General features: G+C 71.3%; 16 protein-coding genes. 10 read left to right on the top strand and 6 right to left on the bottom strand.

The window, feature by feature from the left end; translation table 11 throughout:
• Positions 1 to 22: 22 nt before the first annotated feature.
• Entirely contained in the window at positions 23 to 802 is a 780-nt protein-coding gene (locus tag NS220_RS08055) for an EI24 domain-containing protein (RefSeq protein WP_058623561.1), read from the bottom strand.
• A 462-nt stretch (positions 803 to 1264) separates the two neighbouring features.
• Between NS220_RS08055 and NS220_RS08060 the strand changes: the two genes are divergently transcribed.
• From NS220_RS08060 to NS220_RS08090, 7 genes are all read left to right on the top strand, one after another.
• Positions 1265 to 1900, top strand: a complete 636-nt coding sequence (locus tag NS220_RS08060; RefSeq protein WP_058623562.1) for a hypothetical protein — start codon at positions 1265 to 1267, stop codon at positions 1898 to 1900.
• A gap of 66 nt (positions 1901 to 1966) precedes the next feature.
• A complete protein-coding gene (locus tag NS220_RS08065) occupies positions 1967 to 7939 on the top strand; it encodes a TIGR03773 family transporter-associated surface protein (protein ID WP_153004210.1) in 5973 nt (1990 codons plus the stop codon).
• Between the two features lie 74 nt (positions 7940 to 8013).
• Entirely contained in the window at positions 8014 to 9582 is a 1569-nt protein-coding gene (locus tag NS220_RS08070) for an anchored repeat ABC transporter, substrate-binding protein (protein WP_058623575.1), read from the top strand.
• Positions 9579 to 10613, top strand: coding sequence for a choice-of-anchor M domain-containing protein (locus NS220_RS08075; protein ID WP_081323042.1), 1035 nt, complete (start codon positions 9579 to 9581; stop codon positions 10611 to 10613). The genes NS220_RS08070 and NS220_RS08075 overlap by 4 nt, the downstream gene beginning before the upstream one ends.
• Positions 10610 to 11368 (top strand): anchored repeat-type ABC transporter ATP-binding subunit, encoded by a 759-nt coding sequence (locus NS220_RS08080; protein ID WP_058623564.1) that lies wholly within the window; start codon positions 10610 to 10612, stop codon positions 11366 to 11368. The genes NS220_RS08075 and NS220_RS08080 overlap by 4 nt, the downstream gene beginning before the upstream one ends.
• Positions 11365 to 12318, top strand: a complete 954-nt coding sequence (locus tag NS220_RS08085; RefSeq protein WP_058623565.1) for an anchored repeat-type ABC transporter permease subunit — start codon at positions 11365 to 11367, stop codon at positions 12316 to 12318. Before NS220_RS08080 ends, NS220_RS08085 begins: the two co-directional genes overlap by 4 nt.
• On the top strand, positions 12315 to 13100 hold the full coding sequence (locus NS220_RS08090; protein WP_058623566.1) for a lytic transglycosylase domain-containing protein: 786 nt from the start codon (positions 12315 to 12317) through the stop codon (positions 13098 to 13100). Before NS220_RS08085 ends, NS220_RS08090 begins: the two co-directional genes overlap by 4 nt.
• Before the next feature lie 114 nt (positions 13101 to 13214).
• Here the strand turns inward: NS220_RS08090 and NS220_RS08095 are convergent, their stop codons facing one another.
• The 3 genes from NS220_RS08095 to NS220_RS08105 are packed head-to-tail and all read right to left on the bottom strand — an operon-like array spanning position 13215 to position 16389.
• Positions 13215 to 14561 carry an ABC transporter substrate-binding protein gene (locus NS220_RS08095; protein ID WP_058623567.1) on the bottom strand — a complete coding sequence of 449 codons (1347 nt, stop codon included), beginning with the start codon at positions 14559 to 14561 and terminating at the stop codon, positions 13215 to 13217.
• A 26-nt stretch (positions 14562 to 14587) separates the two neighbouring features.
• On the bottom strand, positions 14588 to 15445 hold the full coding sequence (locus NS220_RS08100) for a carbohydrate ABC transporter permease (RefSeq protein WP_058623568.1): 858 nt from the start codon (positions 15443 to 15445) through the stop codon (positions 14588 to 14590).
• Positions 15445 to 16389: a carbohydrate ABC transporter permease gene (locus NS220_RS08105; protein ID WP_058623577.1), complete on the bottom strand. Its 945-nt coding sequence runs from the start codon at positions 16387 to 16389 to the stop codon at positions 15445 to 15447. Before NS220_RS08105 ends, NS220_RS08100 begins: the two co-directional genes overlap by 1 nt.
• A gap of 161 nt (positions 16390 to 16550) precedes the next feature.
• On the opposite strand from NS220_RS08105, the gene NS220_RS08110 reads away from it, so the two are divergent.
• Complete coding sequence (locus NS220_RS08110) at positions 16551 to 17387, top strand: inositol monophosphatase family protein (protein ID WP_058623569.1); 837 nt, start codon at positions 16551 to 16553, stop codon at positions 17385 to 17387.
• A gap of 47 nt (positions 17388 to 17434) precedes the next feature.
• On the opposite strand, the gene NS220_RS08115 is transcribed toward NS220_RS08110, so the two are convergent.
• Entirely contained in the window at positions 17435 to 18091 is a 657-nt protein-coding gene (locus NS220_RS08115; protein ID WP_058623570.1) for a 2'-5' RNA ligase family protein, read from the bottom strand.
• 107 nt (positions 18092 to 18198) lie between these two features.
• Positions 18199 to 19266 (bottom strand): LacI family DNA-binding transcriptional regulator, encoded by a 1068-nt coding sequence (locus NS220_RS08120; protein ID WP_058623571.1) that lies wholly within the window; start codon positions 19264 to 19266, stop codon positions 18199 to 18201.
• Positions 19267 to 19339: 73 nt separating this feature from the next.
• Here NS220_RS08120 and NS220_RS08125 point away from each other — a divergent pair, with 73 nt between their 5' ends.
• On the top strand, positions 19340 to 20173 hold the full coding sequence (locus NS220_RS08125) for a hypothetical protein (protein ID WP_058623572.1): 834 nt from the start codon (positions 19340 to 19342) through the stop codon (positions 20171 to 20173).
• 170 nt (positions 20174 to 20343) lie between these two features.
• Positions 20344 to 22863 (top strand): ATP-dependent Clp protease ATP-binding subunit, encoded by a 2520-nt coding sequence (locus NS220_RS08130; protein ID WP_058623573.1) that lies wholly within the window; start codon positions 20344 to 20346, stop codon positions 22861 to 22863.
• Positions 22864 to 23179 lie beyond the last annotated feature (316 nt).

Genomic DNA, 23179 nt, shown 5'->3' on the forward strand with positions numbered 1-23179 from the left:
GGATCCCTTCGGTCGCTCCAGGCTACCGTGCCGGGTCGACCGGTCGCCCCTCGGGCTCGGCGCGCTCCGGGAGCGGCTCCTCGCCGAGGGCGGCGTGCGCCCAGAGCGTGCTGCCGGCGACCGCCGCCGGCATGATCGCGACCGCGCCGAGCGGCACGAGGAAACAGGCCTGGGTCGCCACGCCGAAGCCCAGGGCTCGCGCTCGGTTCTCGCGCAGCAGCGCGCGGCGGGCGCGTCGATCGAGGCCGCGGGCCGACAGCGCGCGCGACGTGAGCTCGTCGGCGAGGAGCCACCCCGTCAGGAGGAGGCCGACGACCGCGCCGATCACTCCTCCGACGAACGGGATCAGGCCGAGCGCCCATGCCGCGCCCGCGGCGACGATGCCCCGCGCGATCAGGCGGATCCCGTCGCCCGCCGCACGCCAGAAGCCGTAGTCGCTGTCGGGCACGCGTCCCGTCCGGCTTCGTTCGGTGGCGCGCCAGATCCGGTCGTAGAAGGGCTCCCCGACGAGGAGGGTCACGGCCGTGAACGACGCGATAGCGAGGAAGGCGGCGGCGCCGAACGATGCGACGCCCACGGTGACGCGCACGACCGTCGCCCACACGGGGTCCCAGCTGTCGGCGAAGGGCGTCCAGTCGTCGACGACGTCGCGCAACACGATCGCCCAGCTGGCGAGGGCGGCGGCGAAGACGAGGCTCACCACGAACCCGGGAATGAGCCCCAGGGCCATCGCCCCGGGAGTGTGCCGCCATTGGCCGAGACCTCGGGCCAGTAATCGGACCCCGACGAAGAACTCCTTCATGGCGGCAGTCTCGCAGGGCCGCGCGCGCGGGCGTCACAGATTTGACAGCCCGCGGGTGGATCGGCAATATTACTCACAAGTAATTGATAATCATTATCAATAGAAGCGCGGAGTAAACGTGGTACGGGACGAGGTGTCGACGATCTCCACGCCTCACGCGCACACCGACGACCACCTCGGTCACGGAGGAGAACGGCGCTGCGGGTGTGAGACCTCGGCTCCGCGTGGTGCGATGCCCCGTGACCGAGCGACAGGGAGTGGATGGTCTCCGCTCCGGCGTCAGCACGTCGCGTTCATTCGGGCGCACTTCATCTACTCCGATCGAATGAGTCGCCTCGGAGCCTGAGATCCCCGGTCCCCGGACGATCGGTTCGACCGTGCGTCGACGCAGGCCTCCGAGTCGTTCCCGCGCGTCGGCGCACCCCCCAACCCCCACTCGATCTCTCTGGGAGAAAACGCATCATGAGTACCATCACCGAGGCGACGACCGCCTCCCCCTCGCGGTCCGGGCAGAACACGATCGCTCGAGTCGTTCTGGCCCTCGTCGCCGCCCTCGCTCTGACCCTCGGCGTGAGCGCGCCCTCGTTCGCCGCGAGCGGCGCCCAGACGGGGGAGTGGGACATCCTGGCCTCATCGGCCGCGCAATCCCCGCGCCTGCAGAGCTACAACCACGAAACCGAGACCTGGGACACGGTGCTGAGCCCGTCGGCGTCGTTCGCCGTCGGCAGCGGCAAGCGCATCGACGGCGACGACGCCACGGCGACCTCGCCGGTCTCGGGCGGCGGCATCCGCTTCGCCAACACCGCCTCGGTCACCCGCTCCGCGGTGTTCACCATCACCGTGCCCGCGGGGACGGGTCTGTCCATCACCGACGTCTCGTCGGGCGCGGTGAAGTCGGTGCCGGTGTCGACGTCGGACCAGACGCTCACCTTCTCCACCGGTTCGGTCGCGGCCAACACGCAGTGGCACCGCCACTACACCTGGGAGTTCAGCGGCAGCGCGAGCTCCGTCGACCTCCCGGTCTCGGTGCGCGTGCGCAACGTGTCCGCGGGCACCACGGCGTACACCGCGTCGGGCACCTACCGCTTCACCTTCTGATCACCCGGCCGGTGGAGGACGCGCTCGCCGCGTCCTCCACCGGCTCCTCGCTGTGAAAGCTCCGCGATGACTTCTCGCACCCACCCTGTCCGCTCCTCTCGCCGTCCGCAGCGCCGCCGGTCCGTCACGGCACGCGTGGCGGCCACCGTCGTCGCCGCGATGTGCATCACCACGCTCCCGCCCGCGGTCGCGCGGGCCGATGGCCCGACGCACGTCTCTTTCGCCGACGTCGCGCTGACGACGGTGGTGGCACCCAGCCAGGGGACGAGCATCGTCGCCACGTCCGCATCGCGCGTGCAGGCGCTCGACGACGTCGTCTTCGACGCGGTCGTCGGGGAGGAGCAGACGACACGCGCCCTCGTCTCCGATGTGACCGGGAGCGCCACCTCGACCGCCCTGACGTACGCGGTCACGTCGGCCCCGGAAGGGGGCGGCGTCACGGTGGAGACCGGCGCCCAGGACGCGCGCGCCGAGTGGGACGCGGATGCCGCGCTGCCGCTCGAGCCCGGTGCGCCGACGGTACTCGTCTATCGTTTCGACACCCCGGGGGAGTACACCCTCGGTGTGTCCGCCTCGACCACCTTCGCCGACCCCGACGGGGAACGCACCGAGGAGGCGCACGCCACCGCGAGAGTGAAGGTGGTGCCCGCGCCGGCCGCTCCCACCCCGACCGTCACCGGCGGCGCCGCGGAGTCCGCGGTGGTCGACGAACCGGCGCCTTCCTCGGAGCCGGCACCCGCGCCCGAGGCCCGCGCGGCGGCGTCCTCTCGCACCGTCGTGGGCGAGGGAGACGTACGTCTCGTTTCGCGAGTGATCGACGGGGTCCTCACGCAGCACCTCGAGGGGGAGGACCGCATCTTCGACCCCACTCGCACCGTCTTCGCCCTCCGTGAGTCCGAGGACTGGCCGGGGGCGGATGAGGGACAGAACGCCGACTTCTGGAACGAGATCGCTCCCGGGCAGGGGCGGATCTGGCGAACCGGAACGCCCGACGCCGGGGGATCGCCGGACACCGCCGACAACGCCCTCTCGTTCGCGCTCGATGCCCGTGGCATCCCGGCATCCGCCCTCTACGCTCCGGAATGGGCACCCGAACAAGCCGTGGTGCGGACGTGGCTGGGCGCTGTCGACGGCCCCGCGGGCGGGCTGCTCGGCAGCGGCGTCACCGACGCCGGAACGAGCGGACGCGCCGGCGACGCCGCACCCCGCCTGCGCACGAACGTCGGTGAGCAGGCCGCGCCTTCGCCCGTTGCGATGGCTTTCGGTGCAGCCGGGCGCGCGTGCGTCACGCTGAACAGCCACGCGCAGCTCGCGGACGGCACATTCGTCAACCGGGACCTCGCGTTGACCTTCGCCGTGGGCGTGGACCCCGAGACCGTGGAGCCGTGCGCCCAGCCGGTGGAGATGGCGCCGCAGGCGCCGCATCCGGTCGTATCGACGCAGGAGAAAACCACGGTGCTCGACTCGGGCACGGTGCTGATGGCCCCCACCATGGCGGACGGCGCGCTCACCCTGAACGCCGTGACCATGGACCGCGGTCGGACCACCGCGTTCGACCCCGCCCGTGTCGTGCTGTCGCTGCCGCACCGCGATACTCGCTGGCCCGCGGCGGACGGATCAACGGCCAACAAGGAGCTCTGGAGCCGACACCTCCCCGAGGGGGCCACGGCGTATCGCACCTCGGGCCGACACGTCCCCGACGATCGCCGGCTGGGCGACGAACACGCGAACGACCTCGTGATCGACCTGGACGGCCGCTTCGTCTCGGCCGACGGCCTGAAGGTGACGCCGGACGAGGGCGCGAGCGTGGCCTTCGACCTCGAGGGCGTGACCGTCACGCGCGGACAGGGGCGTTTCTTCACCTACCGCCAGGACTACTCTCCGGACCTCAACCTGCCGGAAGACATCGGCTTCTGGGACGGGAGCGCAGACGGCGAGCGCATGACGCAGGGCCGAGCGGTCTCGACGACCGAGGAGTGGGGCGATCCGTTCTATACGCGCGCCGCCGAGTACGAGGGGGCGCCGGCACTGGGAACCGTCTTCACCGACGCCGGTGTGTACTGCGTCACCGTGCGCTCCTCGACGACACGGTCCGACGGTACCCCCGCCGAGGATCGCGCCACGTTCACCTTCGCGGTCGGCGTCGACGCCTCCACCGTGACCCCGTGCGCGCAATCCGACGGCAGCGACCCCGGAGGCGGGGGTGAGGACCCGGGCGGCGAGGATCCCGAGACGCTCGACCCCACGGTCGCCTGGCTGCAGAAGGGGCACACCGACCTCGCCGTCCGCGAGGACGGCCGGGGCGGGATCGAGTTCGCCACGGGTGACGGGCACAGTGATATCGGCATGCACGCTCTGAAGGACGCGGTATGGGTCGGGCGCGGGGAGTTCGCGAGATTCACCGTCCGCGAGCCTGATGCCGTCGACGACCGCACGTTCATCGGTGCCCCGGGAAGCACCTACTACGGTTTCTCGGCCGGCAGCGAGTACGTCGATCACACGCTGTGGCCGGGCTTGAGCATGCTCTACCTGCCCGCCGGTTTCACCGAGCGGCACGCGACGTGGTCGATGCAGAAAGTGTCGGGTCCCGGCGAGGCGTACGCCTGGACGAGCAGTGGCTTCCTGCTGGACTCCCGGCGCGCGACCCCGGTCCCCTTCTCTCTCGGCCGCACCCACCGCCACCTCAATTGGGCGTTCACCGAGGCCGGCATCTACTGTCTGGCCGTTCGTGCCGACCTCAGAGCCGTCGGCGACGAGAGTCGCGATCTCCCCGCCGCGTCACTGCTCACGGTCGCCGTCGGTGACGTCGACCTGTCGACGGTGCAGCCCTGCGAGCGCACGACAGTGGTTCCGACCGCCCCCGCGCCGGCTGCCGTCGCCCTCTCGACGGCGCCGACGGTACTCGACGAGACGGCGTTGTCCCCTTCGCTGGAGCTGCGGCGCGTGAACGGCGTGCCCGACGTCGTGGCATCCGTGGAGGAGAAGAACTCACCCCGGACGCGCTTCTTCGACCCGGAGCAGACGATCTACTCCGCGGCGGCCTTCGCCGACACGTACCGCTTCCAGGACCGGTGGCGCACGTGGGAGTGGGATGCCGCCGGTAGCGACGTCACCGTGACCCTCGGCGCGGTCGAGGGACCGGGCGCGTACTCGCGGCGCGGCAACAGCACCGACTCGCAGGCCGTCCAACTCGATTCCGGGTCGACACCCCCGCTGACCCGCGAGACGCTCTGGACCGGGTCGAACTTCCCCGCCACCCACGTCTTCACCGCGGCGGGCGTGTACTGCGTGCCGGTGACGTGGTCGGGGACGCTCGCCGATGGCACCGCATATCAGGTGTCCAAGACGCTGACCGTCGCCGCCGGTGTCGACACCGCAGGAATCACCCGGTGCGCGGACGGAGGGGAGGGGAGCGACCCCGGCGGTCCCGACCCCGGGACTCCCGACACCGACTGGGACGTGCCCAACCACACGCGCACCGACTCGGGCGCGACCATCGTCACGGCGGGCCACGTCGACATCGCCGCGCGCCTGGACGGCGACCGGCTCACCACCGTCATCGCCGATGCGAGCGACGCCGCGCACGACGAGGCGTTGCGCGCCCCCTCCGAGACGGTGCTGCAGGTGCGCCCCGAGGCGCAGAGCACCGTGCCCGCCGACCCGGCGTACGCGTTCCTCGGCTCGGCCGGCGCGAAGACCTGGCTCCTGCCCGAGACGGAGGCCGAAGGCATCCTGTGGCCGGGGTGGTCCACCGAGGCCATTCCCACGGCGGCGACGACCGGCGGGGTGACCTGGTCGCTCGATCGGGCCGAAGGACCGGGGGAGTTCGCGCTGTACCAGACGCCGTTCACCGGCCCGCGGGTCTTCTTCGACACCCGTGACGGCATCGACGCGGCCGACACCGTCGAGATCCCGAAGAACATCCACGCGCACGGCACCTGGGCGTTCAGCGCCGAAGGCACGTACTGCCTCGGCTTCACGCGTGCGGCGACACTCGCATCGGGCCAGGCGGTGAGCGATACGTTCACTCTCGCGTTCGCCGTCGGTGCCGTCGCGGTGAAGAACGTCGACCCGACGCGCTGCTTCCAGACGCCCGACGGTGCCCCCACCGACCCCGACACGACACCCATCGCTCGTGACGGACTCACGGATGCCACCCGCGGCGGCATCAAGGTAGTGAACGCCGACGCAGGGATCACCGCCGGCCAGCTGGTCACCGTGCAGATCGACCGTGATCGCGCAGGCCAGTGGGTCTCGCTGTGGCTCGACGACACCGCATGGCTCGGCTGGGCGCGCGTCGGATCGTCCGGCGCGGTGCAGGTGCGCCTGCCCGCTGACGCGACGACGGGCGCGCACCGCCTCGTGGTAAAGGACCGGGCGGGCGCGCTCGCCGGGTGGGACGACGTGCAGATCGTGGCATCCGACGGTCCCGACGAGCCCGCCCCCTCGGAACCCGGGGCGTGGGACGTCGCCAACGGCACCGTCAACCGCGCCGGCGCCACCGTGCTGAACGACGGGCACGTCGACATCGCCTCGCTCGTACAGGACGGCGAGCTCGTCACGCGCATCAAGGACTCGGCATCCGTCACCGAGCCGGTTTACCGCGACGTCTCGCGCACCGTACTGCAGCTGAAGCCCGGCTCGCGCGCCACCGTTCCCGAGGGAGACGCGTGGCGGTTCCTCGGCGACCCCGGTTCGCCGTTCTACCAGGTGACGCAGACGCAGCAGAGCGGATTGGTCTGGCCGGGCTGGTCGACCGAGGGCATCCCGCTGTCGGCGACGACCGGTGGGGTGTCGTGGTCGCTCGTCGACGTCTCGGGACCGGGACGGTTCGCCCTGTACGAGACCGGCACCTTCGGCCAGCCATCTGTGCTGTTCACCACGCACGACGGCATCTCCGCCGCCGATCGCGTGACGATCCCGAAGAACACGCACGCGCACGGCTCCTGGGCGTTCAGCGCCGAGGGCAACTACTGCCTCTCGATGCAGCGCACCGCGCAACTGAGCGACGGCCGCGTCTCGTCGGACACCTTCGTGCTGGCGGTGGCGGTGGGAACCGCCGACGTCATGTCGGTGAACCCCGCGCGCTGCGGCGAGAAGGTCGACACGGGCGCGATCGATGTGCCCGCGCCACCGCGCGAGGAGGCCGCGGCGACCCCTACCGCTCAGCAGCTCGCGGCCGCGGCCTGCGTCGGAGGCGCGACGATCCTCTCGTCCGGGCACGTCGACTACGCCTCGCGTCTCGTGAACGGATCGCTGCAGTCGCTCGTCGGCGACGACAGCTCGGGCAGCAAGGTCTACCGCGAGCCGTCGAGCACGGTGCTGTGGCTGAAGCCCTCGGCACGCGTGACCCTTCCCGCCGGTTTCGGTCAGGTGGGCACCGCGGGATCGACCGTCTGGCAGGTGCCGCAGACCCAGAACCCCGATCTGGTATGGCTGGGCTGGAACACCGAGATGCTCAACGACGGCAACACCGCGGGGCCGGTGCGGTGGACGATCGACGGCATCGATGGCCCCGGACGCGTGACGGTGTACCTCTCGGGTTCGTTCGGCGGCGTGCAGCAGACGATCTTCGCCGGGGGCGGCTCGTACGACATCCCGCTCGGTGTGCACGCGCACGCCAACTGGGCGTTCAGCGCCGAAGGCGTGTACCGCATCACCTCGACCCAGACCGCGACCCTCGCCGATGGCCGGGTGTCGCGCGATCGTGAGACGCTGACCGTCGTCGTCGGCGACGTCGATCCGCGCAGCGCCGTGTCGGGGGCCGCGGGCTGCGCGCCCCTCTCGGCCATCTCCCTCGCGAATGCCGACGTCGCGGCGGCCGCGGCGGAGCAGGCCGCGGCAGACGCCGCGCGGCGCACCCTCCCCGGTCAGGGATCGGATGCCGCTGAGCCGGCCGCTCCGCTCGGCTCGCTGGCATCCGGCGATCCGGTTCCCGTGCTGCTCGCCGTGCTCGGCGCGCTGCTGCTGGTCGGCGCGGCCGGGTCGGGGGTGCTGTGGCGGCGGTCGCGGCGGCGCGGCGGCGGGGCGACTCCGTGAGCGCCGGCGGGGCCGGTCGCTCCGGGTGGGCGCGTCGTCGCTCGTGCCGGCGGACTCGTCGGCAGACCAGCGGCGTGCTGCTGATCGCCGCCGCTCTCGCCGTCACCGGATGCGCCGGGCCCCCGTCGCTCGCCGCCGACCGCGATCGGTTGCGGGTGGTCACCACCACCGGCATCCTGCGCGATCTCGTCCGCAACGTCGGTGGCGACCGGGTCGATGTCGTCTCGCTCGTGCCCGACCGGGCCGATCCGCACGCGTACGAGCCGACGCTCCGGGACGCGCGCAATGTCGTCTACGCCGACGTGGCGTTCTCGAACTACGCGATGCTCGAGGAACAGGCGGTGATCAAGACCCTCGATGCGAACCTGCGCGACGACGCCGTGAGCGTCTCGCTCGCCGAGGAAGCGGTGAAGTACGCCGCCGAGATCATCCCGCTGGTCGAGGACGTCTCGCTCGACACCGTCTGGCTGGGCCTGCGCGCGCACGGGCGGGGCGAGGCGCGGGGGGCGACACGCACCTCCGCGGTCGAGCTGTCGGCCGTCGCGGCGAGCGGGCCGGGCGCGATCGTGGCCTACCTCACCGGTTCTTTCGGGAGCACCGAGCGCTACATCGACTCGTCCGACGGCTTCAACGCCGCCGACGGTTATCGCGATGACACGGTGACCCTTCCCGCCGATGCGCACACGCACCTGTCGTGGGCGTTCACCGAGCCCGGGGTCTACACGCTCACCCTCCGCGCCCGCCTGCAGGTCGACGACACCGCGAAGCCGGTCGACCTCGGCGAGGCGACCTACACCTTCGCCGTGGGCGTCGATCCGCATCAGGCCGCGACCGACGCGGGGCTCGTCGACCCGGTCGTTCTCGATCGGGGGCACGCCGACCTGACGGTGGATGTGGATGCCGCGAGCCTCGGCGTGCGATACGACCCCAGCGGCGGCGGCGATCACACGCAACGGACCCTGCCCGCCGACGGCGCGATCGTCGAGGTGCCCGCGAAAGCCCGCACCGAGATTCCGGCGGGGGAGGACTTCCGCTTCCTCGGCCGTCCGGGTCAGCCGATCTATCAGCTCGCGCAAGCGGTGCTCGGCAAGCACGTGCACGGCGAGATCGATCCGCACCTCTGGCAGGACGTGCGCAACGCCCTCGCGTACGTGCAGCTCATCCGCGACACCCTCATCGGCGCCGATCCCGCCCACGCCCGCGACTACGCCGAGAACGCGCGACGGTATCTGGCGGAACTGGATGCCGTCGACGCAGAGGTGCGTGCGCAGTACGACAGCATCCCGCCCGGCGACAGACACCTCGTCACCACGCACGACGCCTTCGGATATCTCGCCCACGCCTACGGCCTCGACGTCGCCGGCTTCGTCACACCCAACCCGGCCGTCGAGCCCTCGCTCGCCGACCGTCGCCGCCTCGCCGATACCATCCGCACGCTGCACGTGCCGGCCGTCTTCCTCGAGCCGAACCTCGCCGCGCGCTCGTCGACACTCACGGACGTGGCCGACGACCTCGGCATCCGTGTCTGTCCGATCTACGGCGACGCCTTCACCGACACCGTGACCACCTACGTGCAGCTCGTGCGTGCCAACGCCGAGAGCGTGCGCTCCTGCCTGACCCCGTCCGACGAAGGATCCCGATGAGACTCCGTGTCCGCCTTGCGGTACTGACCGTCGCGACGGCCCTGTGGGCTCTGGCCCCGGCCGTCGCGGCATCCGCCCTGCCCGTCGCCCCGACGCGCCCCGTGATCGCGGCGTCCGCCCTCTCGGCCCCTCACGCCGAGACCGGAAGCGACCCCGCACTCGACCAGACGCTCGACGAGCTCCAGATCGTGCACGGAGAGCGGGTGCTCGAGGCGGGTCATCTCGACATGGGGCCGAAGTACGACGACGGTCAGTGGCGCTTCCTCATCCACGACGACGTGGCCAAGGCCGATGCGAACGCCACGAGCGTCTGGCGCTACCCCGATGAGACGGTGCTGCACGTGCGCGACGAGGCGAAGCTCACCGTGCCCGACGATCCCGCGTACGCCTTCGTCGGTGCCCCGGCGGGGAGCGAGGTGTGGGTCGCCCCGCAGACGCAGAACCCCGATGTGGTCTGGATCGGGTGGAATACCCAGGACCCGGCCGTCATGGACACCGTCGATCGGGGCGTGACGCTGTCCCTGAAGGCCGTCGAGGGCCCCGGCGTCATGACGACGTATCTGCAGTCGGGTTCGTTCGGCGAGCCACAGGTGCTGTGGGACTCGCGCGTGCACGACCCGCAGCCGGTGTGGGTGGACGTGAACACCCACACGCACGCCAACTGGGTGTTCACCGCTCCCGGGGTCTACCTCGTGGAGCTCACCGCCGAGGCCGATCTCATCGACGGGTCGCACGTGTCGGACACCCAGCGCGTGCGCTTCGCCGTGGGCACCGCGACCGCGCCGTCCGAGGCGTTCGCCGCGACCCGGGGAGTCGCATCCGTCGCCCCCGACGCGCCCGCCGCCGCGGAGCCGGTCGTCGTCCCCGCGGCACCCGCGTCGCCGCTGGTTCCGATCCTCGTCGTGGCGATCGCCGTGGTCGCCGCCGCGATCGTCGCCGTCGCCGCGGTCATCGGGGTGCGCAGCGCCCGGGCGAAGCGCGCCGTGCTGTCGCGGCATCCGGATGCCGTCACCGCGGAGCCGCGGGCATGAGCGGCGCCGCGGCGCTCGAGGTCGAGACGGTGTCGGTCGACCTCGGTGGACGCCGGGTGCTCGACGGCGTGGAACTGACGGTCGAGCGCGGAGAGCTCGTCGCGCTGCTCGGCCCCAACGGCGCCGGAAAGACGACGCTGCTGCGCACGGTGCTGGGGCTGCAGCCCACGGCGGCGGGTCGCGTGCGCGTCGAGGGACGGCAGGCCCGCCCCGGGCGGGTCGCGATCGGCTACGTTCCGCAGCGGCACGAGTTCGCCTGGGACTTCCCCCTGTCGGTCGCCGATGTCGTGATGACCGGGCTGACCGGTCGGCTGGGCCTTCTGCGACGCCCCGGGCGGCCCGAGTGGGAGGCCGTGGCCGAGGCCCTGGAGCGGGTGCGGATGAGCGAGTTGGCCGACCGGGTCGTGGGGCAGCTCTCGGGCGGTCAGCGTCAGCGCGTGCTCGTCGCGCGCGCCCTCGTGCTGCGCCCCTCGGTGCTGCTGCTCGACGAGCCGTTCACCGGTCTCGATCTGCCCACCCAAGACCTGCTCGCGGGCCTGTTCGCCGACCTCGCGCACGAGGGGCGTGCGGTGCTCATGACCACGCACGACCTGCTCGGCGCCATCGATGTCGCCGACCGCCTCGCGCTGTTGAACCGCCGGGTCATCGCCGCCGGCGCTCCGGCAGCGCTCGCGGCCGACGCGCGCGTGTGGGGCGAGACCTTCGGGGTGGGTCCCGACTCGGCGCTCGTTCGCATGGTGCGGAGCGTCGCATGAGCCCCGTGGATTTCGTCGTCGACCTGCTCAACCCCGACCTGGCGTTCCTGCCGAAGGCGCTCGCGGTGGCCGTGATGTCGTCGATCGTGTGCGGGGTCATCGGCACGTTCGTCGTGTTGCGCGGCATGGCCTTCATCGGCGATGCCGTGGCGCACGCGGTGTTCCCGGGGCTGGCCGTGGCCTTCGTCGTGTCGGGCAACCTCGTGCTCGGAGGCACGATCGCGGGGGTGCTCACGGCGGTGCTCGTGGCGGTCTTCGCGCAGAACCGCCGGCTGAAGGAGGACTCGATCATCGGGATCTTCTTCGTCGCCGCGTTCGCTCTCGGCATCGTCGTCATCTCGCAAGCCCCCGGCTACGCGGGCTCGCTGCAGCAGTTCCTCTTCGGCTCGCTCACCGGCATCCCGGATGACGACCTCCCCGTCGTGGCGGGGGTGTCGGTGGCCGTGCTGCTGGCCGTTCTGCTGCTCAACAAGGAATTCGTGACGGTGAGCCTCGACCGCGAGTCGGCGCGGGCTCTGGGACTGCGGGTGTTCTGGCTCGACCTCGCGTTGTACGTGCTGGTGACCCTCGCCGTGGTCGTGAGCGTGCAGACGATCGGCAACATCCTCGTGCTCGCGCTCCTGGTGACCCCGGCCGCGACCGCGCGGCTGCTGACCGATCGACTGGGCGTGATGATGGTGCTCGGACCCGTCATCGGCGGCGTCGCAGCCGTCATCGGGCTGTACCTCTCGTGGTCGTGGGCACTGCCCACCGGGGGCACCATCGTGCTCGTCTTGACCGCGCTGTTCCTCGTGGCGTGGGTGTTCTCGCCGCGTCAGGGCGTGGTGGGGAAGATGCTCACCCGCCGTCGGAGTCCCGCCGCCGCGCGTGCGGACGTGCGCGCGTTCCCTCAGCCGACGCCGGACGCGCCCCGCGCCGTGCCCGACCTCGTTCCCGAAAGGCCGTCATGACCGATCCCGACCCGCTCGTTCCTCCCGCCACCTCGTCGCGACTGTGGCCCGCGGTCACCGCGGTGCTCAGCGTCCTCGGCGTGGGGGCACTCGCCGCCGGCGCGTGGGGAGCGGCGACCGCCTCAGCGAGCGGACCCGACCCTCTTCCGTCCGCGTCGCCCACGCCCGCCGTCGTCCGCCCGTCTGCGGCGGGGGCCGATGACCGATCTCTTCCGGGGATCGCCGCTCTCGCCGATGCCGAGTGGGTCGATCGTGTCTCGGCATCCGCGGGCATCCCGCCCCGCGCTCTCGCCGCCTACGCCGGTGCCGCCCTGTCCGTCGCGCGGACCGATCCCTCCTGCGGACTCGGCTGGAACACTCTGGCGGCGATCGGGCTCGTCGAGACCGCGCACGGCGGCATGAACGGCGCGACACTGCACGCGGATGGCACGGTCTCCCCGGCGATCGTCGGCATCCCCCTGAACGGGGAGGGCACGGAGGTGGTCCGCGACACCGACGGCGGAGCCCTCGACGGCGACACCGTCTGGGATCGGGCGGTGGGGCCGATGCAGTTCATTCCCGCGACCTGGGCGAGCGCCGGTCGCGACGGCAATGACGACGGCGTGGTCGACATCAACCAGATCGACGATGCCGCCCTCGCGACGGCCGTGCACCTGTGTGAGGTGGGCGGCGATCTCACGCGGGCGGAGAACTGGATCGCGGCGATACACGCGTACAACCCGTCGGTGGAGTACAACAACCGCGTGGCGGCGGCGGCGACGCAGTTCGCATCGGTGCACTGAGGGGCGGGGACCCCGCGTCACCTCGACGGCGCGGGGATCTGGCTCGACCCGGCCATCGGCTGCGCCGATGACCGGGTCGAGAAGACGATCGAGACCTCCGACGCCGGTCGGAGCTCAGCCGGCCGCTTGGTTGTACGCGGCGATCTGCTGGGCGGCCTGGCTCTCGGCATCCCTCATCGTGTCGGCGACGTCCGCACCCTCGACCACCTTCGTGAACGCCCCGATCACCGTGGGACGCAGCGCGGGCAGCGCTCCGGTCCGGCATCCCGCGCTCGCCGCGGTGGCGGGCGTGTTCGCGAGCTGATCGGCCATGGCCTTCGAGTTGGGGTCGGCGAGCATCTGCGCTCCGGTCGAGGTGGTGCCGGCAGCGGTGTTCGACGCGAGATACCCTGTCGCGCTGGCCCAGGCAGCCTGCACCTCGGCGGAGTGGAGGTAGGTGACGAACGCGTACGCGGCGTTCTGTTGGGCTGCCGAGTGGCCGTCTCCGGAGATCCACAGGGCGTTGCCGCCGATCACGACGCCCGCGTCGTCACTGTTCGAGGTGCGCGGGAACGGGGCGACCTTCGATGCGGTCTTCTGCGGGTCGGCGGTCGTGTACGCGCCGCTCGAGGTGAGCATGAGGCCGACCTTCCCCGTCGCGAAGGCCGAGACCATGGCGCTGTTGTCGGTTCCGGGGTTGAGGGCCGTGCCGTCCAGGAACAGCTTCTGCAGCGTCTGCATGAAACTCACCTGCGTCGGTGAGGTCAGTTGCAGACCTGTCGCTCGATCTGCCCCGCGTCCGTTGTCGGGCGTGCAGAAGAGCTGTCCACCCGAGGCGGACATCTCTTCCAGCATCCAGGAGTCCGCCATGTTCATCGACAGTCCGTACGCGCCCGTCACCGCGTGGATCTTCTCGGCCCACGACGCGACGTCCGCCAGGGTCGTCGGCGGGGTGTCGGGGTTCAGGCCCGCTTGCGTGGCGAGAGCGCGATCGACGTAGAGGACGGGCTGTGACACCGAGAAGGGCATCGCGGCGAGGCCGCCGGACCCGTCGTCGTAGTAGCTGCGCACGACCGGGGGGAAGCTGTCGGCCGAGAAGGACTCGTCCCCGTCGGTGAACGACGACAGGGGAACCGTCTTCTTCGAGTCCAGGAGGAACCCCGTCGAGGTGTCGTTCATCATCAGCACGTCGGGCGTGCTGCCCGACTGCACGGCGGCGGTGTACTTGGTCTGTGCGTCGGCGTACGAGCCCTGGTAGGAGGCGTCGACGGTGATCGCACCGCCTTCGCGCTCGTTGAACTGAGAGACCAGGGTGTCGAGTTCGGTGGCGGCGGGGCCGGTCATCTCATGCCAGAAGGTGAGGGTGACGGGACCGGATGCCGCGGACGGCTGCGCGCCTGCGGGAGCGGTGCACGCGGACAGGGCCAGGACGAGGGTCGCGGCGGCCGAGACGGCCAGGCACGCGCGGGTGCGGAGGGACATGGGGTGGGTTCCTTCTTTTCGGGTGACTACTTGAGGGCGCCGGCGGTGAGGCCGTCGGCGAGGAATCGCTGGGCGAGGAGGACGACGAGGAGCACGGGCACGGTGACCAGGGCGGCCCCGGCCAGGACGACGCCGACGTCGGTGGCCTCGACGTTGGAGAGCTGGGCGATGCCCACCTGGACGGTCCTGTTCTCGGGGGAGTTCGTCACCAGGAGCGGCCAGAAGAAGCCGTTCCACGCGGCTGTCGCGCTGACGAGCGTGACCGAGATCAGGGTGGGACGCACGACCGGCAGCAGCATCGATCGGATGAAGCGCAGATGCCCCGCCCCGTCGAGGAGAGCGGCATCGCGCAACTCGCCGGGGAAGCTGAGGAAGGCCTGACGGAACAGGAAGATGCTGAGCGCGGATGCCGCGAAGGGCAGGAACACGGCGGGCAGGGTGTCGATGAGGTGCCACGACGACACCGTGAGGTAGTTCGCGATCAGGGTCGTCTCGGCGGGGACCATGATGCTCGACAGCAGCACGAGGAAGAGCGCCCGAGTGTGCTTCAGCCCGCAGAACACGAGGGCGTAGGCCGAGGCGATGCCGATCGTGACCTGGAGCAGTGTCTGGCAGAGAGTGACCACCACGCTGTTCGCGAACTGCTGGCCGAGCGGGATGACCTGGGTCGCCCGGACGATGTTGTCGAACGTGAGGTGCACGGGAACGAGACCGGCGAGGCCCTGGTTGAGCCACTCCGTCGGTGTCAGGGCTCCCTCGAGGATGTAGTACAGCGGGAAGCAGACGATGACGACCGCCGCGACGAGCCAGACGGCGAGCAGGGTCGAGCGCACGCGACGGGCGAGCGTCGAGCGGCGACGGAACGTGGCGGGTGCGAGGGTCATCAGTAGTTCACCCGCTTCTCGAGGAGTCCGAACTGCACCAGCGACAGTCCGAGGACGAGGACGAACAGCACGATCCCCGTGGCCGCGGCCATGCCGAAGTTCGCGCCACCGGCCCCGAAAGCCGACGTGTAGATCGTGTAGACGAGGGTCGACGTCGAGTTCGCCGGGCCGCCCCCGGTCAGGATCTGGATCTGTCCGAACGTGGTGAGCGCTTCGACCGCGCCGGTGACGACGATGAAGAACAGGGTCGGGGTGACCAACGGGAGAGAGATCGACCAGAGCGTGCGGGCCGGTCCCGCGCCGTCGAGGTGCGCCGCCTCGATCACGTCGCGGTCGATCGCGCCGAACGCGCCAAGCAGGAGGAGCACCGTGAACCCGAGCGAGCCCCAGATCGTGACGACGATCACGCTCGGGAACGCCCACTGCGTACTCGTGAGCCACGGTACGGCGGTGCCGCCGAACCGGGTGATCACCGAGTTCACGAAGCCGTTGGCGGGGGAGAGCATCGCGGCGAAGGCGACGGATGCCGCAGACACCGACACCACGAGGGGCGAGGTGAGCAGGGCGCGGAAGATCGGCATCCCGCGCAGTTTCATCGTCAGGGGGATGGTGACGGCGAGTCCGACGACCACGCGACCCGCGACCACGGCGACGCAGAACACCGCGGTGCGGACCACGGTCTCACCGAAGTGCGGGTCGGTGAAGAGCGTGACGAAGTTCTTCGCGCCGACGAAGCCCGCGGCCTGGCCGAAGATGTCGGTGCCTTGGGTGCTGAGCCAGACGACCTTGCCGAGCGGGTAGAACACGAACACGGCGAACACCGCGAACGCGGGGACGAGGAGCGCGATGCCGAGGCGGCGGTCGACGCGTCGCCACGACGGGGTGGCGCGCGTGGAGCGGGTCATGCCGCGGGCGCGTCGGAGGGGGAGGATCGAAGCCGACATCCGGACCTTTCCGTTCATAGGGAACGTTCCCGTTTCGGGGACGCCACTACTTTGCGGCACACGTTCCAGGCGGTCAATCGTTCGCGGCGAGCGGTCTCCGAGCGTTCACGCGGTGTTCAGGGAGACCTGGCTCAATCCCAGGGACCCCGAACGGAGAACCCATGACCACGCCCCTTCCCGACGCCCCGAACGCGCTGTGCCGGCTCGCTGTCGCCGCTGCGCGCGCCGCTGCGCCGGCGCTGCTCGAGGCCTTCCGATCCGACATGAGCGTGTCGTTCAAGCGCGACGCTCACGACGTCGTGACCGTGCACGACAAGAACGCCGAACACGTGATCAGCGCCGAGCTGCAGCGGGGCGCCCCCGGCTCCGAGATCCTCGGCGAGGAGACGGGCAGCTCGGGGGACGCGCGCCTGCGCTGGATCATCGACCCGATCGACGGTACGGCGAACTTCGCCCGCGGGTTGGCGTACTGGTGCATCTCGATCGCCGCCGAACTCGACGGCGAGGTGGTCGCGGGAGTCATCCTCGACCCGGTCGCCGACAATCTGTTCGCCGCGGGGGAGGGGCCGGCGACCCTCAACGGAGGGCCCCTGCGGTCGGTCTCGGCCCGCGATGATCGCGCGACCCTGCTGACGAGCTTCCCCGGGTCGCACGACGTCGACCTGCTGGGTGAGGAGGCGTTCGCGCTCCTCGCCCAGATCACCCGCGACTACCAGCACCACCACAGCACCGGGAGCGGTGCCCTGAACCTCGCGCACGTGGCGGCGGGCTGGTCGGACGCGACCATGGGGTTCGACACGAATCCCTGGGACGTCGCGGCCGGAGCCCACATCCTCCGTCGCGCCGGCGGTGCCTTCGCGGGGTTCCGCGCGGGCGAGGCGGAGCGGCGCCCGCAGGCCTCGGCCGACTACGTCGCCTGGGGTGCGGGTGGGGATCACCGGGCCCTCCGCGAGCGTGTGCAGGCGCTGTCGGCACCGTGGGGGCGCGTGGAGCGGTGAGGGAGGGATGCCACGCGGGGGCGTGGCATCCCTCCCCGCGGCTCGGATCAGTCGAGGGGAAGCTTCCAGGTGCGCAGGTGCTCCCAGGTCAGGCTCTGCCACCAGCGGCCGGACCAGTCCGTGCTCGAGGTGCGGTAGAGCACGACCGTGTCGCCACGGAACCCCGAGGGGACGGGAACGTCGAGTCCGCGGATGAAATCGGCGACCTCGTCGCGCAGGTCGGGGCGGACGTAGAGGTCGTGCGAGGCGAGTGAGAGGTGGGCGCGGAAGGACTCCGGACGGAAGTCGTTGTTCTCGGGGTTGTGCACGGGAGGTCGGAACGGCGCGATCGCGGTGTCGATATCGCGTGCGAGCGCGACGAACGCGGTGTTGACGCTGCCGTCCCCGTTCTCGCTCACGTCGTACACGAACCCCTGGCCCTGGCCGCGGATGCCGGCATTGTGGACCGGGAACGCCGGACGGTCGGCGAGCAGTGCCGACAGGGCGTCGATGACGTCCGGCTCGGCGAACCCGAAGGGCTGGCTGCCGACCAGGGTCGCGTGCGGGGGGAAGGCGCCCGCCGAGACGAGACCGTACTGGGCGCGCAGCTGGTCGGTGACGACTGTCACCGCCCGACAGGTCTGGGGGTCCGGGCGGAGGTAGATGCCATAGCGGAAGGGGTCGCTGTCGTCTCGTGGCCGAGTGCGGTCGGAATTCTTGGTCATTCGATCTCATTTCGCAAAGGGGAAGGGAACGTTCCCTATCCTCATCCGCGTGAGCCGTGTCGCAAGAGACGAGCCGTCGTCCAGCGGGTGAACGGCGGGTGACGCGGTCAGGTGTGGGCGGCGGTTCGTCCCACGATGAGCTCGCCGTCGATCGCGCGGTGCTGGGTGCCCGCGGCGTCGCCGTCGATCTGATCCACGACGTCGTCGACCGAGAGGCGGCCGATCCGGCCCAGCGGCTGGCGCCATGACGTGATCCCGAGGAGCGACGTCGTGAAGGGCGACACGCCGTCGTACCCCGTGATCGAGAGGTCGTCGGGCGCCGAGAGTCCTCGGTCGCGGAGGCGCTCGAGGGCGGCGATGGCCCACGCGTCGCTCGGTGTCATGAAGGCGGTGACCCCGGTGTCGAGCACGGCGTCCACGATCGGGGCGATGCTGTCGGCACGGGGCCCCGCATCGTTGCCGGCGACGGGGACGACGCCGACGCCGAGCTCCCGCAGGCGCGCGACCATCGCCTCGGTACGCCGGGCCTGGGTGATGGAGTCCGTCGGCGACAGGGTCATCACCGCGACGCGGCGATGACCGAGGCTCACGATGTGGTCGGCGAGCCCGCGCCCGCCCGCGACCTCGTCGCAGTACACGCTGCTCACGGACGGGTCCTGCTCCGGGCGGCCCGCGACCACGGTCGGGATCCGCGCCGCGAACGGGATCACGTCCTCGACCGGCAGGGCGCCGCTGCACACGATCAGCCCCTCGACGCGCAGAGCGACGAGGGTCTCCAGGGCGCGACGCTCCTCGGCGATCGAGAAGGACCCCGCGCCGGTCGCGGTCACGGCGCGATAGCCGCGCTCGGCGGCCCGCTCCTGGAAGGCGGTGAGGAGGTGTCCGTAGAACGGCGTCGCCGCATCCCGGACGAAGACGCCGAGCGTGTGGGTGCGGTGGGCGGACATGCCGCGGGCGTGCGCGTTGGGGACATAGCCCAGGCTCGCGGCGGCATCCCGAACGCGAGTGACCGTTCGTTCGGCGACGCCGGACGCGCCCGAGAGCGCCCGCGAGACGACCGATTTCGACACGCCCGCTGCGGCGGCGACGTCGTGGATCGTCGGGGCGGGACCGCCGCGGCGCGCGTGCGCGGGACGGATGATCGGGTCGCCGTCGTCGGGCGTCAGGGCTGCCACGCCTTCACGCTAGCGTCCTCGGGCCGCGCGGCGCCCGCACGAGCGTGTCGGTGGTCGGTGCCAGGATGTCGGCATGCGCATCCGCACGACCTCGACGCAGCGCACGTACCGCTACGTGCGCCTGTCGATCGTGGGAGCGACGCTGGCGCTGGCGGTGTCGATCGGGATCGAGGTCGCCGGCCGGGGCGTGCTGTCGTCGCTGAGTGCGGCGTTCTACACGCCCGCGGGCAATGTGTTCGTCGGCGTCCTCTGCGCCATCGCGCTGGCGCTGCTGGTGCTCTCGGGGCGAAGCGTCGAACAGGGGCTGCTCGATCTTGCGGCCGTGTTCGCGCTCGTCGTCGCGCTGATTCCCACGCCGATCTCCGACGCCTCGTGCGGCGGTGACGCCGTGTGCGTGCCCGCCGCCGCGATCCCCGGGGTGGTCAACAACGGCATCTCGGTGGCATCCCTCTCTCTCGTCGTCCTCATCGTCGCGGCCGTCCTCGCGCGCACCCAGGGCCAGGCGGGCGCGGGCACCGTCGTGACCCTCGCCGCCGCGGCGGTGATCGTGGCCGGTTTCGTGGCGTGGGCTCTCGGCGATTTCCCCGGCTTCCTGCGAGGCGCCCACAACGTCGCGGCGGTCGGGTTCTTCTCGGTGATCGGCGTGGTGGCCGCCATCTCGGCGTGGCGTCCGCAGCGCGCTCCGCGTCGCTTCCGGGCGGTGTACGCCGTGGTGGCGGTGGGCATCCTCGGCACCCTCGGCGCGCTGGTCGCGGTGCTGATCGCCGGGCGAGCGGCGACGGCGGCCGTCGGGGGCGTTCCGGTCATCTTCCTCGGCGAATCGATCGTGGTGGCGCTGTTCGCCGCGTTCTGGCTCGTTCAGACGGTCGAGTTGTGGAACGCCGTCGACCCGGCGCTTCGCGCGTGACGACGCGGCCGGGCCGGCCACGTCGGTGACGCCGTCGGCGAGGCCGAGCGGAAACGCGGGGCGACGGGGATTGCCGGGAATATCCTCGGAACCTCCTCGTTGAAGTTGATACACAGTCGCTCAAGTCTCAAACTTGAGTGAGATTGACTCATGTACCACAGGAGACGTTCGTGCCCGAAGATGTCACCCCCGGCACCGGGGAAAGCGGTGCCCAGTCGTTCGACGAGTTCCTCGCCCGCTACCTGGCGGGAGAGCGTGCGCGCGCCGAACGGTCCATCGATCTCAGCCGGTTCCTGAGCGCCCGCACGCAGGAGGCTCTCCAGGCCGCGGGACGCTACGCTCTCGGCCGTGGCCAGCGGGAACTCGACGCCCTGCACGTGCTGCATGTTCTCGTGGGGCGGTCGCCCGCCCGGGAAGCCGTCGCGCGCATCGGTGCCGATCCCGCCGCCATCGCCCGTGCCGCCGAGAGCCGTCTTCCCGCCGCGAGCGACGCGGCCGACGTCGACGGCGCGGTGATCGCGGGCTCGGTGCAGCGCGCGCTGTTCCACGCCTTCCAGGTCGCGCGCGCCGCGGGGTCCACCTATGTCGACCCCGACCACCTCTTCTTCGCCCTCGTGCTGGCGCAAGACGCCCCGGCCGGGCAGATCCTCGCGCAGGCCGGTGTCACGGCCGAGGCCCTGACCCAGGGGGTGCGCGAGACCGTCGTCGGCGGGACCGAGACCACGGCGTCGAGCGAAGCGGCATCCGTGACCCCGAACCTCGACCGGTTCGGCACCGATCTGACCGCTCTCGCGACCGCCGGTGAGCTCGACCCGGTCATCGGTCGCGTCGACGAGATCGAGCAGACGATCGAGATCCTCAGCCGACGCACGAAGAACAACCCCGTGCTGATCGGCGAGGCGGGCGTCGGCAAGACCGCCGTCGTCGAGGGACTCGCCCGGGCGATCGTCGCCGACGAGGTGCCCGAGCAGCTGCGCGGCACGCGCGTCGTCTCGATCGACCTGGCCGCGATGCTCGCGGGTGCGCGCTACCGCGGCGACTTCGAGGAGCGTCTCACGCAGACGATGGAGGAGATCGCGGCATCCGAGAAGCTCGTCGTCTTCATCGACGAGGTGCACACCCTCGTCGGGGCCGGAGGCAGCGGCGACGGCTCGATGGACGCGGGGAACATCCTCAAGCCGCGCCTCGCGCGCGGCGACGTGCGCCTCATCGGTGCGACGACGCTGCGCGAGTACCGCACGATCGAGAAGGACCCGGCCCTCGAGCGGCGCCTGCAGCCGGTGCGGGTCGGCGAGCCCTCGATGACGGATGCCGTGGAGATCCTCCGCGGACTCCGCCCCGCCTACGAGGAGCACCACGCCGTCACCTACACCGACGAGGCGCTGCGCGCCGCGGTCGAACTCAGCGATCGGTATCTGCCCGACCGCGTGCTGCCCGACAAGGCGATCGATCTCATCGACCAGGCCGGAGCGCGGCTGCGGCTGCGGCTCGGGGTTTCGGTCGACACCTCCTCGCTGCTCGAGCGGCTCGCCACCCTCGAGGCCGAGAAGAACGCCGCCGTCTCGGCCGAGCACTACGAAGAGGCTTCGCGCCTGCGCGACGAGATGGCCGCCGTCCAGACACAGCTCGATGAGGCCACCCGGTCCCCGCGCGCCGCGGCGGTCGTCGACGAGCCCGAGATCGCCGGCGTGATCAGTCGCGCCACGGGGATTCCGGTCGCCCGCCTGACCGCCACCGAGCGCGGCCGTCTGTCGCAGTTGGAGGACGAGCTCCACGCCCGGGTCATCGGACAGGACGACGCTGTCGCCGCCGTCGCCAAGGCCGTGCGCCGCAATCGCACGGGCATGGGCGACGAGAATCGCCCCGTCGGATCGTTCCTGTTCCTCGGCCCCACCGGCGTCGGCAAGACCGAGCTCGCGAAGGCTCTCGCGGGATCGCTCTTCGACGATGACGGCGCCGTGATCCGCTTCGACATGAGCGAGTTCGGCGAGCGGCACACCGTGTCGCGGCTGATCGGCGCCCCTCCCGGATACGTCGGCTACGACGAGGCCGGCCAGCTCACCGAGCGCGTGCGCCGCAACCCCTATGCGGTCGTGCTGTTCGACGAGATCGAGAAGGCGCACCCCGACGTGTTCACCCTGCTGCTGCAGGTGCTCGACGACGGACGCCTCACCGACGGCCAGGGACGCACGGTCGACTTCCGCAACACGGTGATCGTGATGACCTCGAACCTCGGCGCCGAGATCCTGGCATCCCGCTCCGGCTCGATCGGTTTCACCACGCACGCGTTCGCGGCCGAGGACGTGCGCGAGCGGGTCATGGGCAAGCTGCGCGAGGCGATGCGGCCCGAGTTCCTCAACCGCATCGACGACATCGTGCTGTTCCAGAAGCTCGAGAAGGCGCAGCTGCGCGACATCGTGCGGCTGCTGCTGGGCGCGTCCGCGCGGCGGCTTTCCGCGCGGGGCGTCGCGCTCGACGTGACCGACGCCGCGGTGGAGCGTCTCGCCGAGGTCGGGTACGAGCCCGAGTACGGCGCGCGGCCGCTCCGCCGGCTCATCCAGCGTGAGGTCGACGACCGCATCGCCGACCTGTTCGTCTCGGGCGCGCTGAGCGACGGGGGAGCGGTGACGGTGGATGCCGACGCCTCGGGCTTCGTGGTCCGCGCTGCGGCTCGCGCGCTGGCGGCGTAACGCGCTTCGGTGGACGCCTCGGGGCTTCGGCTCCGGGGCGTTCTTCGTACGCGGCCCCGGGCACCGCCGCCGGCTCGCGAGGACGGGTGTGCTCGCGAAACCGCACGCGTTTGCCGAGGACGCACTCGTTGGGCGTCGACGTTCTGCGTCCTCGGCCAACGCGTGCGGTCTCGGTGTCTCCGGCCGCGACCCGCGCGTGACACCCGCCCCCGATGTCGGAGGTTCGGGGCAGAGTAGAGACATGAGTCGTATCGGCACGATCTTCAGCCCGTACCCCCACCCGCCCGAAGAGCTGCGCGACGCCGCGCGCGCGGCG

Source organism: Microbacterium testaceum (assembly GCF_001476655.1).
GTDB classification, from domain to species: Bacteria; Actinomycetota; Actinomycetes; order Actinomycetales; family Microbacteriaceae; genus Microbacterium; species Microbacterium testaceum_C.